The following is a 15,237-nucleotide window of genomic DNA, read 5'->3' as shown; positions in this document are numbered from 1 at the left end:
GCGAAGAAGCAGGCCCGGCCGGTCCACATATAATTAGCCAGTATCACTCAGCGGCGACAGCAATGGTCCTCTGTTTGCTGGCAGCAAGCATACCGTTGAAATCCTTATGGTTCGGGCAGGCGGACAGGCGCTGCTGAAAAGCCTCGGCGAGCCATTGCCCCGCCGGACCCGCAGGCGAATCCACCCGTCGCAGTGCAAACAGCGGATATTCCCCCTGCTCATAGGCCTCGAGTTCGAGCACCTTGAGGCTGCCATTGGTAAGATCGTTGCGGACGATCGATGCGGGCAGACCGCCCCAGCCGAGACCGCCCTTGATGAGCTGGTATTTGGTAGCGATGTCGCTGACCCGCCATGTCTTGTAGGAGAGAACATTGAAATCGCGGCCCTTGGTCAGGCCGGAGGCATCGGTGACGACAAGCTGAACCTCCTCGCGCACGTCGGCGAGAACCAGCGGGCGTTCGATCTGCGCCAGCGGGTGATCCGACGCGACGACCGGCAGCATGAAGGAATGGCCCACCTTTTCGACGACGAGCTCATCATCCTGGCGCAGCATCGCCCCACCAATGCCGATGCCTGCCTTGCGGGAGAGCACCATGTCCATGACCATGCCCAGCTCGCCAACATTGAGGCTGAGGGCTACGGTTGGGAATTGCGTGCGAAAATCCCGCAGCACAGCCACCACGGCCTCCGCCGGCACCATGGTGCTGATAGCTACGGAAAGTTCCGCTTCCAGCCCCTGTTTCAGCCCCTTGGCGCGGGCACGCATTTCCTGCAGACCAGCGACGATGCGCCTTGCATCCTCCAGCATGGCGCGCCCTTCGTCCGTCAGCTTCGGCTGGCGCACCCCGTTGCGCTCAAAAAGCGTAACCTCAAGCTGCGCTTCGAGATTGGCGATGGTGTAACTGACCACCGACTGCGCACGATTGAGCGCCCGCGATGCGGCGGAGAAACTGCCGGTCTCGGCAACCGTCAAGAATACCTGCAATTGATCGAGCGTTGGGTTCGCGTCCATGTCCCATCCATTTCATCGATAGATTGCTTCCACATTATCACAGTTTTCTTGATGGCAGTAATTTTTCATATAGAGCGCAAAGGCAGGGCATCGTGCTCTCCCGCCCTCCCAAGGCGCCCGTCAATTCATCGCATATGCAAGGAAAAGACCATGTCCAACATTCTTCTCATCACCTCCAGCCCGCGCGGCGACGAATCGGTTTCGAACAAGTTCGCCGGTGAGCTCGCCAGCAAGCTGAAGGCCAAGTCGGCTTCCAACACCCTTGTCCACCGCGATCTCGCAGCTGACCCGATCCCGCATCTCGACACCGTCAAGACAGCCGCAATCCGCAAGGCACCCGATCAGCGCACGGCTGAAGAAGCGGTTGCAGCCGATTATTCCGACAAGCTCGTTACAGAGCTTCTGGCCGCCGACACCGTCGTCATCGGCACCGGCCTCATCAACTTCAACATCTATTCCGGCCTGAAGTCGTGGATCGACAACGTCGCCCGCGCTGGCCAGACCTTCAAATACACCGAAACCGGCCCGGTCGGTCTCGCCACTGGCAAGAAGGTGTACATCGTCCTGGCGGCTGCCGGCGTTTACTCCGAAGGCCCGGCCGTTTCGATGAACCATGCCGTTCCCTATCTGAAGACCGTTCTCGGCTTCATGGGCATGACCGATGTGGAAGTGATCTACGTCGAGGGTCTGGCTTTCGGCCCCGAAGCCGTCGAAAAGGCTGTAGCCGCTGCCGAAGCCAAGGTGGAAGAACTGGCACAGGCCGCCTGAGGCATTCATTCAAAGGCAATCCCGGCATGACCGCCGGGTATTGACCGAGCTCCGTTCCGTAACGGCCGTGGACCCTGTCCCGGCCGTTATTCTTTGCCACGTAGGCCACGCAACAGATTCAGATAACAAAGCACAGAAATGCTGCCCGTCCCTGAAGGCCGTAGCGTTCAGGCACTCAATGCAGCCGTCATCATTTTCCCGGGAAGAGAGATGAGCCGTTCTGATCGATAATCAGCTTCGCCTTGCGGATGGTGAACTCCACCGCATCATCGAGGCTGGTGAAGACGTCGGCCCGCACGAATTCATGCACCAGCACCTCGTCACCGGCCTTTTTTTCAATACGGCCAGCCAGGCGGAACTGGCCACCTTCCTTGATCGGGGTCGCATAGATCAGATAGTCGCCATGCGCATGCGGTTCTGCCTGCGCCGTCTTCTGCGGGGCGTCGGAAGACGGCTGGCCGGAGCCGAAGGCCGAGAGGATTTTGGAAAAAAACGATGCCATGGCTTGCACTCCCTCAATTCGTGTCACGTTTGAAGGGCGGATGACACCCCGCCCTTCCCTGCCTCTTCCGATCAGATGATCAGGTTTGACAGGATGTCATTTTCGGTGATGTCCTCATAACCGAGACCGGCCGCTTCGAAGCGCTCCAGCAGGCCGGCGAAGTTCTCCTTCGCGCTGGTTTCGATGCCGATAAGGATCGAGCCGAAGTTGCGGGCCGATTTTTTCAGATATTCGAAACGGGCGATATCATCATCCGGCCCAAGCAGGTTGAGGAAATCGCGAAGCGCACCCGGACGCTGCGGCAGGCGCAGGATGAAGTATTTCTTCACGCCCGTGTAACGCATGGCGCGCTCCTTCACATCCGGCAGGCGCTCGAAATCGAAATTGCCGCCGGAAACCACGGCGACGACCGTTTTGCCTTCCAGCTTTTCGCGGCCGAGCTTTTCCAGCGCGGCGATCGAGAGCGCGCCTGCGGGCTCCAGCACCACGCCTTCAAGATTCAGCATCTCGATGATCGTCACGCAGATGGCATTTTCCGGGATGAGCTGGACCTGATCGGCCGGGAAATCCTTCAGCGCCTTGAAGTTGAGGTCGCCGATGCGGGCGACGGCGGCGCCATCGACAAAATTATCGATCTTGTTCAGCGTCACCGGTTCGCCACGTTCGAGGCTTTTCTTCAGGCTCGGTGCGCCTTCCGGCTCGCAGAACACGAAGTTTTCCTTGCGGACCGTCCCGGCCAAAAATCCGGACAGGCCTGCCGAAAGACCGCCACCGCCGACAGGCATCACGACGATGTCAGGCTTAGTGCCATCCGGGAGCTGGTCCATGATCTCGGCGGCAACCGTCGCCTGGCCCTCGATGATATCCTCATGGTCGAACGGCGGCACCATGTAGCCGTCATTGTCCTGCACGTGCTGGCGGGCAGCAGCGTAACACTGGTCGAATATATCGCCCACCAGACGGATGGAGATGAACTCGCCGCCGAAGATGCGGGTCTTTTCGATCTTCTGCTGCGGTGTGGTCACCGGCATGAAAACAACGCCATGAACGCCGAAATGGCGGCAGGCGAAAGCAAAACCCTGGGCGTGGTTTCCAGCCGAAGCACAGACGAAAATCTTGCCCTTGCCGGCCTTGGCCACCGCCTTGCGAAGAAAATTGAATGCGCCTCTAATCTTGTAGGAACGAACCGGGGACAGATCCTCACGCTTCAGCCAAATCGACGCGCCATACCGACGGCTGAGATGTTCATTCAACTGCAGCGGCGTTTCCGGGAATATTTCCCGCACTTCCCGCCGCGCTGCTTCCACAAGCTGCTTGTCCACGATAGTCAATCCATTGAAATTCATAATGGCACCCGCTATGCCATAGGAAGGCGTCCGAGACAAAGACTCATTTCAGCGCGGCCACGAACTCCGGGTTTCATTTCTTGAACAGTAACCTTCTGCGCTCGGTCATATATGTAGCGTCCATCTTCGGGCTCTATCTCGCCACGGCCATGTTCCTGCCCGCACTGACGGATCTTTATTACGGCAATGACGACTGGATGGTGTTCGCGCTTTCCGGCTTCATGTGTGGTGGGTTCGCGCTTGCCTGCGCGCTCGCCACGCGCGGGCCGATCGCTTCGTTCAACAAACGTTTCGGCTTTTTGCTCGTCAACCTGCTCTGGCTGGTGTTTTCCATCGTCGGTGCAGTGCCGCTTTATCTGTCCGAACTCGGCCTGACGCCCGGCCAGGCGCTTTTCGAGTCCGTCTCCGCCATCACGACGACCGGATCCACAGCCATTTCGGGTCTCGACAATGCGCCGCAGGGTATTCTCCTGTGGCGGTCGCTGCTGTGCTGGCTCGGCGGCATCGGTATTGTCGCACTCGGCCTCTTCATCCTGCCGCTGCTGCGCGTCGGCGGCATGACCTTCTTCCGCATGGAATCCTCCGACACCGGCAACGACCGCCCCTTCGCCCGGCTGGCAAGCTTCACCCGGGCTTTCGTGGCGATCTACATCGTCATGACGCTCGCCTGTACCATCGCTTATGATTTTGCCGGCATGTCGCATTTCGATGCGCTGAACCATGCCATGTCCACGGTTGCGACGGGCGGCTTCTCCACCCATGACGCGTCCTTCGCCTATTTCAACAATACGGCCCTGCTGTGGATCGCCACCATCTTCCTCATCTTCGGCAGCCTGCCATTCTCGGTCATGATCCTGCTCGCCGTGCGGCGCCGGCTGGAGACGCTGCGCGACCCGCAGATCGCCGTCTTCCTCGGCTACCTCTGTGCGATCTCGGTTGCCGTTGGTGTCTACCACCATTTCAGGAACGGCGTGCCGCTGGATGATGCGCTCAGCCATTCCTTCTTCAACATGACTTCCATCCTGTCGACCGGCGGCTTTGCCAGCGATGACTACACGCTGTGGGGGCCCTTCGTCGTCGTCGTCGCCTTTTTCGCCACTTTCATGGGCGGCTGCTCGGGCTCGACGGCCGGCGGCATCAAGGCCTATCGTTTTCTCATCATCTTCAACGTGGCGCGGGCCGGACTCAAGAAGCTGATCTATCCGAACGCCGTCTATTCCGTGCGCTACGGCCAGCAGGTGGTCGATCCGGAAACCATCCGCACCATCTTTCTCTTCATCAGCTGTTTCATCGCACTTTGGATTGCCGGCAGTCTGGCCATGAGCCTGATGGGCTATGATTTCCTCACCGCCACCTCGGCTGTGGCGACCTCGCTTGCCAATGTCGGCCCCGGCATCGGCCCGATCATCGGCCCGGCAGGCAATTTCTCCACGATCAGCGAACCGGCGCTCTATCTCCTGTCGATCCTGATGCTGCTGGGGCGTCTGGAAATCCTGACGGTTCTGGTGCTGCTGATGCCGATTTTCTGGAAGAGCTGAAATCACGGGCTTCGGGCGAATAAAGCGCTTGACCTTCCCACGTTGGAATAGTCCAGGCTCTCCCTGTTACGAATTCCCAATCACGGAGAACCGCCTATGTGCACCGCTCACCAGCATCACCCGGAAACCACTGCCGCACCCGTCAATGCCGACCTTTCTTTCCACGTTGAAGACATGACCTGCGGGCACTGCGCCGGTGTGATCAAGGGTGCGATCGAGAAGACCGTTCCCGGCGCTGCCGTACATGCCGATCCGGCAAGCCGCACAGTCGTGGTTGGCGGCATCTCCGATGCGGCACGTATCGCAGAAATCATCACCGCGGCTGGATACACGCCGGAAGCACGCGCCTGATCAGACGAGATACCGGCGGCGCTTTCATACAGCCGCCGCCGGATCGAACTGCCTGCCCCGCTTCGCGCTGAACTGCGTGACGGGTTTGGACGGCATCCGTCCCTCTCTCCTCCCGGACGGCAAACGCCCTCTCCCTTTCAATCAAGGGTGACGGAGGAGGTTTTCCAAGTTTAATGAAACGAATCTGCCCTCCTCCGTCATTCCGGCTCTGAGTCGGAATCCAGCTGACGTGCGTCTGTACGGCGGGAAGACTCCTTTAAGTCCAAGGACCTGGGCTGGCTGGATTCCGGCACAGGGCCGGAATGACGGCGGAGAGGTTCAGGGGCCTTCTCATAAAAGAGACCCGGCTCTTGCGAACCGGGCCACACCCCGTCAGCAACGTGACATTGGCTTATTTCACCGCCAGATCCTTGGTCATGATGAAGTAGTTGATCGGATGCGGCTTGAAGTTCTCGACCTTGTCCGAATAGGCATCGAAAGCCGTCTCGTGGATGAGGTAGACGGTGACCGCTTCATCGTAAACCCTCTTCGCCGCCTCGGCATAGATGGCGTAACGCTTGGCCGGCTCGGCCACCGCATAGGCCGATTTGATCAGCTTGTCCGTCTCTTCGCTGCAATAATGCGAGATGTTGTAACCGCCTGTGCAGGTGTAGTCGGCGTTCAGGAAACCGATCGGCTCTGCAACGTCAGTGGCGTAACCGCGCGACAGAAGAACCATGTCGAAGTTGCCGGACAGGAGATCGGGCTCGATCGCTGTGTAATCGGCAACGCGAACATCGACCTTGATGCCGATTTCCTGCAATTGGGCCTGGATAACGGCGGCAACATCCTTGAGTTCGGTTCTTTCCGTGTAGGCGAGAAGCGTCAACTTCAGGCTGCCGGGAGCAACTCCGGCCTCTTTCAGCAGAGCCTTTGCCTTCTCCAGGTCATAAGCGGGTGTGACGTCTTGCGGCGCCCACGGCTCACCCGGTGCGAAGGGCATCGTTGCGGGCTTTACCACGCCTTCATAGATGCTGTCCGCAATACCGGCGGTATCGATGGCAGCCCGGATCGCCTGCCGAACCTTGATATCCTTGAAAGGCGCCTTTGAATTATTGAGCAGCATTTCGGTGATCCGCGGCACGGTGATCGGCGCAACCTTGACGCCCTTGGCCGCTTCAACGGTCTTCACTGTCCAAGGCGGGATCATGCGCGAAATCTGCACTTCACCGCTTCTTATCTGGGTGGCGCGCGTATCGGCGTCCGGAATAAAGTTCACGCGGCCGCCCGAAAGCTTCGGCATACCGGCCCAATAGTCATGGTTTGCGGTCAGCTCCATATATTGGTTGGCATCGACCTTGGTAATCTTGAAGGGTCCGGTGCAGGTTCCGATCGGATCGACCTTGCCATCCTTATAGGCTGAAGGCGCGAGGATCGACGTTGCCGGACTTCCCATTTGCGCCGGCAGCAGCACCGATGGCTCGATGGTCGTGATCTTCACGATATCGTCACCATCGGCATCAACAGCGGCGATCAGCTTGGGCGAGAAGGCGCGCGCCGGAACAGGCGCTTTCAGAAGATTGGTGAGTGCATTGACCGCGGCTGCGGCATTGAGCGGCTCACCATTCTGGAATTTCACACCCTTGCGCAGCTTGAATTCCCAGACCTTCGGCGCGGTCTGTGTCCAGGATTCGGCAAGGCCAGGCTCCAGTGTCGCGTCATAACCGACACGAACCAGACTTTCGAAACATCCCGCCCGCGAGCCGAGATAGGCATCGTCGGAAGCCATCTGCCAGCCGGTCTTGACGCCGGTATAATCGTCATAGGTGATCGTTCCGGCTGTCGCCGCATGTGCCCCGAATGAGACAACAACGGCGCACGTCGCCAAAAGTGCGTGCTTCATCATAGAAGATTCCCCTTTTATTTTTGATGACAACGCTCACATCTCTTACATATTCTCGAAAATTCGCTTATTCCATAAAATTACAACAATAATACCCTATGGATATCTTTCGATTATCCATTCGAATATCATCTATTTTACGTTTTATACTCGGAATTTTATTCCGATATTAAGCTTCAAACACACAATTCATCTGTTTTTACAGCACCAGAGAACTGTAGCTGCGTCGTCCTTCAACCCAGTTCCTGCCAGCGGTGGCAACGCGCGAAATGCTCGCCGGAAACGCCTTCCAGAACGGGTTCTACCTCTCCGCATATTGCGGTCGCGTATTTGCAGCGCGTGTGGAATTTGCATCCGTCGGGAGGATTGAGAGGGCTCGGCAGATCACCGTCCAGGAGCATTTCAGGTGCATATAACCCCGTCTCGTCCAGCATCGACGATGCAATGAGAGCCTTGGTGTAGGGATGCTTCGGCGCCCGGAAAAGCTCTTCACGGTCGGCGATTTCAACGACGCGCCCGAGATACATTACCGCGATGCGATCGCACAGATAACGCACCACACGCAAGTCATGGGAAATCATCAGAACCGTCAAACCGTGGCGACGCTTCATGTCCATCAGGAGGTTCAGTATCTGCGTGCGCATGGAGGCGTCGAGCGCCGATGTCGGCTCATCGCAAACGAGGAAACTCGGATTGAGAAGAAGTGCGCGCCCTATGACGACGCGCTGCAATTGCCCGCCGGAACACTGGCTGGGATAACGATCGTAAAATGAGGCATCAAGGCCGACCTCCTCCAGCATCCGGAAAACCCGCGTCGCGCGTTCCTCGCGAGAGCCGATGCCGTGCTGGGCAAGCGGTGCTTCCATGCTTTGCCCGATGCGCATACGGGGATCGAGTGCCGAATAGGGATCCTGGAACACCAGTTGCACGACCCGACGCATCCGCCGAAGCTCTTCGCCCTGGATTTGCAGTATATTATGATTACCGATGCTGACCTCGCCTTTCGTCGCGTTCGTCAGCCGCGTTATCAATCCGGCGACGGTGCTTTTGCCGCAGCCGGATTCGCCGACGAGGCCCAGAACCTCACCTTCGCCGATCGTCAGCGACACGTCGTCAACGGATTTCACCACCCGGTGACCAAAGCCTGATATGGGGTAATATTTGCAAAGATTTTTGGCAATCACATAGGGTCGGCTGTCGCTGCCGGCCGATAGCGTGGCCTGTTTCATCGTTGGCGATAACATCGTCACCTCCTTCAGCACATTGCGTGGCCAGCATGATCATGGTTGACCTGCTCGTCACCGACTGCCCAGCACCGGGCCTTGCGTCCTTCCGGCAGGGCATTCAGATTCGGTTCGGCTGCCATGCAGCGGCTGCCCATGCCGGCGGATTTGGCGAGCGAGCAGCGCGGGTGAAACCGGCAGCCGCAGGACATGTCGTGGGCCTGCGAACTGGAGCCGGGGATTGTCAGCAACTGCCCCTCGCCGTCAGTGGTCAGAAGCGAGCAGCTGATGAGCGCCTTGGTATAGGGATGCTGCGGCGCCTTGAGGATCGCCTGGGTGGGCCCTTCCTCCACGATGCGGCCGGCATACATGACCGCGATCCGGTCCGCGAATGCGGCGACAACCGAAAGATCATGGGTGATGAGCAGCGTGGCCAGCCGGCGCTTGCGGCGCTCGTCATCAAGCAGGCGCAATATCTGTGCCTGAACAGTGACATCAAGCGCTGTCGTCGGCTCGTCGGCGATCAGCAGTTGCGGATTGCCCGAGAGTGCCGCGGCGATCATGACACGTTGCGCCATGCCGCCGGAAAGTTCGTGCGCGAAGCATTGCGCCCGTGCAGACGGATCGGGAATACCGACATCGGACAGAAGGCCGACGACCCGATTGAGAGCGGCGTGCCGGCTCATCTTGCGATGGACCCATAGCGGTTCGGCAACCTGCGTCCTCACCCGGCTGGTGGGATCCAGCATGGCCTGTGGCTGCTGAAACAGCATACCGATATCTGCGCCGCGCAACGCGTCGAGTTCGGCGGATGACAGGGCGAGAATATCACGCCCGGCAAAGGAAATTCGGCCGGAATTGATTTCCGCACCCTGTGGCAGGAGCCGCATCAGCGATAGCGCCGTCATGCTCTTGCCGGATCCGGACTCGCCGACGAGAGCGACAACTTCCCCGGCATTGACGGAAAGCGTCAGCCCGGAGATGACGAATTTCCGGCCATGTTGCGCCGGCACCGAAACGTGCAGGTCCTCAATTTCCAGAAGCGGTGCGCATTCGGAAGACATGGCCGTGCTGGCATGCGTGTGTCCTTCGATATTCATAAGAGTTCCCCTTATTTTTATTGAATCGGAGGCATTTACGGATTTTCATGCGGCTTCAGACGATATTACTCTCCTTCATTGTCCGTGGCGTCATCTATGTTTGACGGCAGTCAAATCGACCATTGCCCCTTCGCGGGCGTCAATGACCGCTCGTTTTCTTGGTTTCAAGGTTGAGGCCATGGCCGATCCAGGTCACGCTGAGCGCCGCTAGGAAAATCGCCAGACCCGGTGCGATAACCAGAACGGGCATGCGTTCGGCGTAGGCCTGCGCATCGGACAACATCAGCGCCCAGTCGGCGGCCGGCGGTTGTACGCCGAGCCCCAGAAATGACAGTCCGCCCACCGTGATCAGCTTGTGGCCGAACCGCAGGAACGCGACAGCGGCAATGGGCCAGATCGTGTTGGGAATAATATGCCGGAAGATGATGAAGCTCCGCGTACATCCAAGCACCTCTGCCGCGCGGATATATTCACGGGAATTGATCGAAAGCGTCAGTCCCCGTGCCAGCCGTGCGAAAGGCGTCCAGCCAACGATGGTCAGCGAGGCGATCAGCGTGCCGTATCCGGGCCCGAAGATGGCGACGAGGAAAATCGCGATCACGACATCTGGTATGGCTATGAGCAGGTCCACGATGCGCATCAAAATCTGATCGACTATGCCGCGGCTGCGGCCGCTGACGATGCCGATCAAGGCTCCTATCACGACCGAGAGAATGACGGTGATCGCGGAGATGGTGACAGTGAAACGGCCGCCTATGAGCAGACGGCTGAGCACATCACGCCCCAGATGGTCCGTTCCGAGCCAATGGGCGGCGCTCGGCGCGTTCAGCCGCAGGCGAAGGTTCTGCTGCGCCGGATTATAAGGCGAAATCCACGGCGCAATGATGAGCAGCAGGATGATGGCGAGAAAGATCGCCGATCCCGCATAGAAGGTCCAGTGCCGCCGGCGAATGAAATCCGTGAACCGGTTGAGGGTCGAGGGACGTCTGGGCGCGGTCATCGTCATGGCGGCAGCCTGTGTAAAGTGACTAATGGTCATGGCGACCTCGCATTGCCGGATTGATCAGGACATAGAAGCTGTCGGCCAGGGTATTGATCAGGATGGAAAGCGCGACGATGCAGATGAAGCCGCCCTGCAGCATCGGGATGTCGCGGTTGACCACCGCATCGTAGAGAAGCCGACCCATTCCGGGGATGGCGAAGATCACCTCCACCACCACCGATCCGCCCAGCAGGCCCGCAAGCCACAGGGCAAAAAACGTGACTACCGGAAGCGAGCCGTTGCGGATGCCGTGCCGCATGACCGTGCCATGCATGCCCAGCCCGCGGCTGCGCGCCGCTGTGATATAAGGGGCGCGTAAAACTTCGGCCATCGCCGCGCGCGTCACCTGCGTGAAATAGGCGAGCGGTCGCAGGGTCAGCGTCAGCGCAGGAAGGACCAGCGAACGCCAGCTGTCCCATCCCGCGGAGGGCAGCCAGCCAAGATAGAGGGCAAAGACGAGCGCAGACATGGGCGCGAACCAGTATTCGGGCGTGGCGACGAAGGTCTGGATCATCAACGTCGCGAAATTGTCCAGCCTTCCGCCGGGACGCATTGCGGCAAGCGTGCCGAGCGGCAGGGCAACGGCCACCGCTATTGCCAGCGCCGTCAGCGCCAGTGTCACCGACACGCCGAGGGAACGCAAAAGCTCACCGGCGACGGGTTGGCTGCTGGTGAAGGAGAAGCCAAGGTCACCGCGTAACGCGTTCGACAGCCAGGCGAAATATTGCACATAGAGCGGACGGTCGAGCCCGAGGCTGGTTCTCAGCGCTTCAACGGCGTGTGGATCAAGCGCCGTATCACGCATGCGCGAAAACAGGATGGTACGGGCCGGATCGCCACCGGCCATATAGGGCAAAAGAAACGCGATGACGGAAACGATCGCCAACATCAGGCACAGGATAAGGAAGCGCTGTAATATCTGTATCCACATGGCTGGTCTCCTTCACCGCATTAGCATTTTTACCGCAATCGACGACGTCCACGATTGGAACGGCCGCTCATTTCGCAAGGCGCTGTAGTTCCGCTACCGGGCCAGACGTGCCCTTCAACATGCCCGACCGTTTCGGCACCACCGCCGCCGGGATGAAATCGGGATCTTCCGATTGCGCCAGATCCTGAATGATCGGACACTCCGGCTCGCCATTATCCGGGCAATAGGTCGCCAGATGGCGGAGCGTATCGGCCATGTCGCGAAGCGTTTGCATCTTGGCTTCGAGATCGACGACGTGTTCCATGACGATGCGTTTGACGTCGCAGGAGGCGCCGCCGGGATCACGCCACAAGGTCATGAGCTGCCTTATCTTTTCGATTGAAAAACCGAGGTCGCGGCCGCGCCTTATAAAGCGCAGTGTTTCCAGATCATTGGCCGTATAGACCCGGTAGCCGGAATCGGTGCGGCTCGCCGATTTGATCAGGCCGATCGTCTCGTAATGTCTGATCATCTTTGCAGAAACGCCGGATGCGGTGGCGGCTGTGCCGATGTTCATGGATCCTGCTCCTATCTTTCCGGGGTGGACAACAGATCTGCATTACTGTCGGAGAGCGCGTCAGCGCCATTCAGCCAGCCGATCACCACGTCGCTTAATGGTATGGCTCGGCATGCAAGCGTCAGGCCATCTGCTTTCTCTTCCTCAGTCAGCGAAAAAGGCGTGTGCTTGAGAAGGTCGACCTCACCGGAGACCAGCCTCGACTTGCAGGCCCCACAGCGGCCCATGCGACAGCCGTTCGGGTAAGCGATGCCCGCTGCCAGGGCGGCCTGAAGGACAGTCTCGCCCTCCGCCACCGCGATGCTGCGATCAATCTGCGGCAAGTGGATGGACCGGGGGAGCGCCATTGTGTCCCCTCCTATTCCGCTGCTGCGAGCTGCAAGCCCGCGGGTCTGTCCGTGAGCGGCGCACGGAAACTTTTCAGGCGCAGCGCGTTCGTCAGGACAAAGACGCTGGAAAGTGCCATTGCGCCGGCAGCAAGGACGGGTGACAGCAACACGCCGTTGACAGGATACAATATTCCGGCCGCCACGGGAACGAGCGCGGCGTTGTAAGCGAAGGCCCAGAACAGGTTCTGGCCGATATTGCGGATCGTGGCCTTGGACAGGGCGATGGCATTGGCCACACCCCGCAGATCGCCCGACATCAGCACCACATCGGCGCTCTCAATCGCGACATCCGTGCCCGTTCCGATGGCGAGGCCGACATCGGCTGCCGCAAGCGCCGGTGCATCGTTGATGCCATCGCCTACGAAGGCGACCCGGCGCCCACCGGCGGCAAGCCTTTTGACGGCTTCCACCTTGCCGTCCGGCAGCACTTCCGCCACCACCTCGTCAATGCCGAGGCGACGGGCGATGGCCTCTGCGGTGCGGCGATTGTCACCCGTGATCATCGTGACCTTGAGGCCGAGCGCATGCAGCGCCGCGATCGCCTCCGGGGTCGTCTGCTTCACCGGATCGGCCACTGCGATAATCGCGGCCAGCCTGCCGTCGACTGCAGCATAAAGCGGCGACTGCCCTTCCCTGCCCAGCCGGTCTGCTTCATGCGCAAACATCGCGGTATCGTAACCGAGCTTCGCCATGAACCGGTCCGCGCCCGCTTCAACCCTGCGCCCTTCAACCACCGCCGCCACGCCAAAACCCGGCGTTACCTCGAAACCTTCCGCATCGGCAAGCGCCAGGCCGCCATGTTTCGCGGCTTCGACGATCGCCTCCGCAATCGGGTGTTCGGATCGGGTTTCGAGGGATGCCACAAGGCGCAGCACCTCATCGGCACCGAAGCCCTCGGTCGTTGTAAAATGCACCAGTTTCGGCCTGCCGAGCGTCAACGTGCCGGTCTTGTCGACGGCGATCACCTCGGCATCGCGGAGCGTCTGCAACGCATCGCCGCGCCGGAACAGCACGCCCATCTCGGCGGCGCGGCCAGTGCCGACCATGATCGAGGTAGGCGTGGCAAGGCCCATGGCACAGGGACAGGCGATGATGAGAACCGCAACCGCATTGACGAGCGCGAAGGTCAGAGCCGGATCCGGCCCGAAGACGAACCACACGAGGAAGGTGGCGGCTGCGGCCAGCATCACCGCCGGCACGAACCAGTTGGTGACCTTGTCGACCAGCGCCTGAATGGGCAGCTTGTCGGCCTGTGCTTCCTCGACCATGCGGATGATCTGGGCGATCAGCGTATCGGCGCCCACCTTGGTGGCGCGGAAGGTGAAAGAGCCGTTGCGGTTCACCGTACCGCCCACGACCTCGGAACCCGCCGTTTTCGTAACCGGCACGGGTTCGCCGGTTATCATCGATTCATCGACATAGGACGAGCCACTGAGGATCACGCCATCGACCGGCACTTTCTCGCCAGGACGGACAATGATCACATCACCGGCGCGCACATCCTGCAACGGCACATCCACGGTTTCACCGTCGCGCAACACCCGCGCCGACTTGGCCTGCAACCCGAGCAATCGCTTTATCGCCTCGCTGGTGCGGCCTTTGGCGCGCGCTTCAAGGAACCGGCCAAGGAGGATGAGCGTGACGATGACAGCAGCGGCCTCGTAATAGACATTCGCCGTGCCGCGCGGCAATATTTCGGGCAGGAAGGTTGCGACAACCGAAAATCCCCAGGCGGCGGCGGTGCCCAACACGACAAGCGAATTCATATCCGGCGCGAGCCGCAGAAGTGCGGGTATGCCCTTTTTGAAGAAACGCAGACCCGGTCCAAAGAGTACCAGCGTCGTCAGAACGAATTGCAGATACCAGCTTTCCCGCATGCCGACCGTTTCCATCACGATGTCGTGGATCGCGGGGACAAGATGCGAGCCCATTTCCAGAACGAAGACTGGCAGGGTCAAAGCAGCGGCCACGGCCAGGTTGATTTTCAGGCTGCGCAACTCCACGGCGCGTCGGTCCTGTTCCACTTCGCCGGCCCTGTCGGCGACGATTTCCTTCGCCGTGTAACCCGCCCGTCTGATCGCCTCCCCCAAGGTGGCGGTAGAAGCGGCATTGCCGGCGACGCGGATGGTGGCGCGCTCGGTCGCCAGGTTGACGCTCGCTTCCGAAACACCGGAAACAGCCTTCAGGGCCTTTTCAACACGCCCCACACAGGAGGCGCATGTCATGCCCTCAATATCAAGCTCTATCGTTCTTTCTTCGACGCCATAGCCGGCATTCCGCACCGCCGCGATCACGGCCGGCACGTCAGGTGATCCGGAAAAAGAGATGTCAGCGCGTTCCGTCGCAAGATTGACCGAAGCCTTGAGAACCCCGGGCACCCTGGCGATCGCCTTTTCAACGCGGCCGACGCAGGAGGCGCATGTCATGCCATCGATCGCAATCTGATGGCTCGCCCGGATCTCCATTTGTGACATGCGCATGACCCCTCTTTTCTCATTTAAAAAAAGATAGGGCTTCCCATCGTGGCAAGGTCAATAGGTTCTTTCGGGTGATTTCAACGGAAAAATGCCGCCTGCGTGATCAAGCACACTTTTAAG

13 protein-coding genes and 1 pseudogene are annotated in these 15,237 nt (G+C 59.6%); 3 read left to right on the top strand and 11 right to left on the bottom strand.

All coding sequences use genetic code 11. The annotated features are described in order from the left end of the window. Positions 1-43 precede the first annotated feature (43 nt). Positions 44-1,012: a LysR family transcriptional regulator gene (locus AGR2A_RS07820; RefSeq protein ID WP_072494289.1), complete on the bottom strand. Its 969-nt coding sequence runs from the start codon at positions 1,010-1,012 to the stop codon at positions 44-46. Positions 1,013-1,162: 150 nt separating this feature from the next. On the opposite strand from AGR2A_RS07820, the gene AGR2A_RS07815 reads away from it, so the two are divergent. After that, entirely contained in the window at positions 1,163-1,780 is a 618-nt protein-coding gene (locus AGR2A_RS07815) for an FMN-dependent NADH-azoreductase (protein ID WP_072494288.1), read from the top strand. A gap of 190 nt (positions 1,781-1,970) precedes the next feature. Here the strand turns inward: AGR2A_RS07815 and AGR2A_RS07810 are convergent, their stop codons facing one another. Together AGR2A_RS07810 and ilvA are read right to left on the bottom strand one after the other, a co-directional pair. Next, positions 1,971-2,282: an HlyU family transcriptional regulator gene (locus AGR2A_RS07810; protein ID WP_004441218.1), complete on the bottom strand. Its 312-nt coding sequence runs from the start codon at positions 2,280-2,282 to the stop codon at positions 1,971-1,973. A gap of 71 nt (positions 2,283-2,353) precedes the next feature. Then, positions 2,354-3,628 (bottom strand): threonine ammonia-lyase, encoded by a 1,275-nt coding sequence (ilvA, locus tag AGR2A_RS07805; RefSeq protein WP_004441216.1) that lies wholly within the window; start codon positions 3,626-3,628, stop codon positions 2,354-2,356. Positions 3,629-3,708: 80 nt separating this feature from the next. Here ilvA and AGR2A_RS07800 point away from each other — a divergent pair, with 80 nt between their 5' ends. Together AGR2A_RS07800 and AGR2A_RS07795 are read left to right on the top strand one after the other, a co-directional pair. Beyond that, positions 3,709-5,166 (top strand): TrkH family potassium uptake protein, encoded by a 1,458-nt coding sequence (locus AGR2A_RS07800; protein ID WP_004441214.1) that lies wholly within the window; start codon positions 3,709-3,711, stop codon positions 5,164-5,166. Positions 5,167-5,262: 96 nt separating this feature from the next. Then, entirely contained in the window at positions 5,263-5,517 is a 255-nt protein-coding gene (locus AGR2A_RS07795; protein ID WP_004441212.1) for a heavy-metal-associated domain-containing protein, read from the top strand. Positions 5,518-5,908: 391 nt separating this feature from the next. Here AGR2A_RS07795 and AGR2A_RS07790 read toward each other — a convergent pair whose 3' ends face one another. The 8 genes and pseudogenes from AGR2A_RS07790 to AGR2A_RS07755 all read right to left on the bottom strand — a co-directional run bounded on the left by AGR2A_RS07790 (position 5,909) and on the right by AGR2A_RS07755 (position 15,114). Then, the gene (locus AGR2A_RS07790; protein WP_004441211.1) at positions 5,909-7,402 is read right to left on the bottom strand and encodes an ABC transporter substrate-binding protein; all 1,494 of its coding nucleotides are present in this window, start codon (positions 7,400-7,402) and stop codon (positions 5,909-5,911) included. Positions 7,403-7,632: 230 nt separating this feature from the next. Next, the gene (locus AGR2A_RS07785; RefSeq protein ID WP_072494287.1) at positions 7,633-8,643 is read right to left on the bottom strand and encodes an ABC transporter ATP-binding protein; all 1,011 of its coding nucleotides are present in this window, start codon (positions 8,641-8,643) and stop codon (positions 7,633-7,635) included. Between the two features lie 11 nt (positions 8,644-8,654). Then, entirely contained in the window at positions 8,655-9,722 is a 1,068-nt protein-coding gene (locus AGR2A_RS07780; protein ID WP_037089019.1) for an ABC transporter ATP-binding protein, read from the bottom strand. 139 nt (positions 9,723-9,861) lie between these two features. Next, positions 9,862-10,761 carry an ABC transporter permease gene (locus AGR2A_RS07775; protein ID WP_072494286.1) on the bottom strand — a complete coding sequence of 300 codons (900 nt, stop codon included), beginning with the start codon at positions 10,759-10,761 and terminating at the stop codon, positions 9,862-9,864. Then, complete coding sequence (locus AGR2A_RS07770; RefSeq protein WP_004441204.1) at positions 10,751-11,695, bottom strand: ABC transporter permease; 945 nt, start codon at positions 11,693-11,695, stop codon at positions 10,751-10,753. The genes AGR2A_RS07775 and AGR2A_RS07770 overlap by 11 nt, the downstream gene beginning before the upstream one ends. A 67-nt stretch (positions 11,696-11,762) precedes the next feature. Beyond that, positions 11,763-12,251 (bottom strand): Cu(I)-responsive transcriptional regulator, encoded by a 489-nt coding sequence (gene cueR, locus AGR2A_RS07765; RefSeq protein ID WP_072494285.1) that lies wholly within the window; start codon positions 12,249-12,251, stop codon positions 11,763-11,765. Positions 12,252-12,298: 47 nt separating this feature from the next. Next, positions 12,299-12,598, bottom strand: a pseudogene (locus AGR2A_RS07760) (2Fe-2S iron-sulfur cluster-binding protein); the annotation flags it as partial. Positions 12,599-12,609: 11 nt separating this feature from the next. Beyond that, positions 12,610-15,114 (bottom strand): heavy metal translocating P-type ATPase, encoded by a 2,505-nt coding sequence (locus AGR2A_RS07755; protein WP_167378206.1) that lies wholly within the window; start codon positions 15,112-15,114, stop codon positions 12,610-12,612. Positions 15,115-15,237: the final 123 nt, after the last annotated feature.

Source organism: Agrobacterium genomosp. 2 str. CFBP 5494 (assembly GCF_900013495.1).
Lineage (GTDB): Bacteria > Pseudomonadota > Alphaproteobacteria > Rhizobiales > Rhizobiaceae > Agrobacterium > Agrobacterium pusense.
This window is presented reverse-complemented; position numbering and strand designations above follow the sequence as displayed.

Bases quoted from the DNA above. Each gene is read 5' to 3' on its own strand.
- AGR2A_RS07780 (WP_037089019.1), bottom strand. From the start codon at position 9,722: ATGAATATCGAAGGACACACGCATGCCAGCACGGCCATGTCTTCCGAA.
- cueR (WP_072494285.1), bottom strand. From the start codon at position 12,251: ATGAACATCGGCACAGCCGCCACCGCATCCGGCGTTTCTGCAAAGATG.
- AGR2A_RS07820 (WP_072494289.1), bottom strand. From the start codon at position 1,012: ATGGACGCGAACCCAACGCTCGATCAATTGCAGGTATTCTTGACGGTT.
- AGR2A_RS07770 (WP_004441204.1), bottom strand. From the start codon at position 11,695: ATGTGGATACAGATATTACAGCGCTTCCTTATCCTGTGCCTGATGTTG.
- AGR2A_RS07775 (WP_072494286.1), bottom strand. From the start codon at position 10,761: ATGACCATTAGTCACTTTACACAGGCTGCCGCCATGACGATGACCGCG.
- ilvA (WP_004441216.1), bottom strand. From the start codon at position 3,628: ATGAATTTCAATGGATTGACTATCGTGGACAAGCAGCTTGTGGAAGCA.
- AGR2A_RS07810 (WP_004441218.1), bottom strand. From the start codon at position 2,282: ATGGCATCGTTTTTTTCCAAAATCCTCTCGGCCTTCGGCTCCGGCCAG.
- AGR2A_RS07755 (WP_167378206.1), bottom strand. From the start codon at position 15,114: ATGTCACAAATGGAGATCCGGGCGAGCCATCAGATTGCGATCGATGGC.
- AGR2A_RS07785 (WP_072494287.1), bottom strand. From the start codon at position 8,643: ATGTTATCGCCAACGATGAAACAGGCCACGCTATCGGCCGGCAGCGAC.
- AGR2A_RS07795 (WP_004441212.1), top strand. From the start codon at position 5,263: ATGTGCACCGCTCACCAGCATCACCCGGAAACCACTGCCGCACCCGTC.
- AGR2A_RS07790 (WP_004441211.1), bottom strand. From the start codon at position 7,402: ATGATGAAGCACGCACTTTTGGCGACGTGCGCCGTTGTTGTCTCATTC.
- AGR2A_RS07815 (WP_072494288.1), top strand. From the start codon at position 1,163: ATGTCCAACATTCTTCTCATCACCTCCAGCCCGCGCGGCGACGAATCG.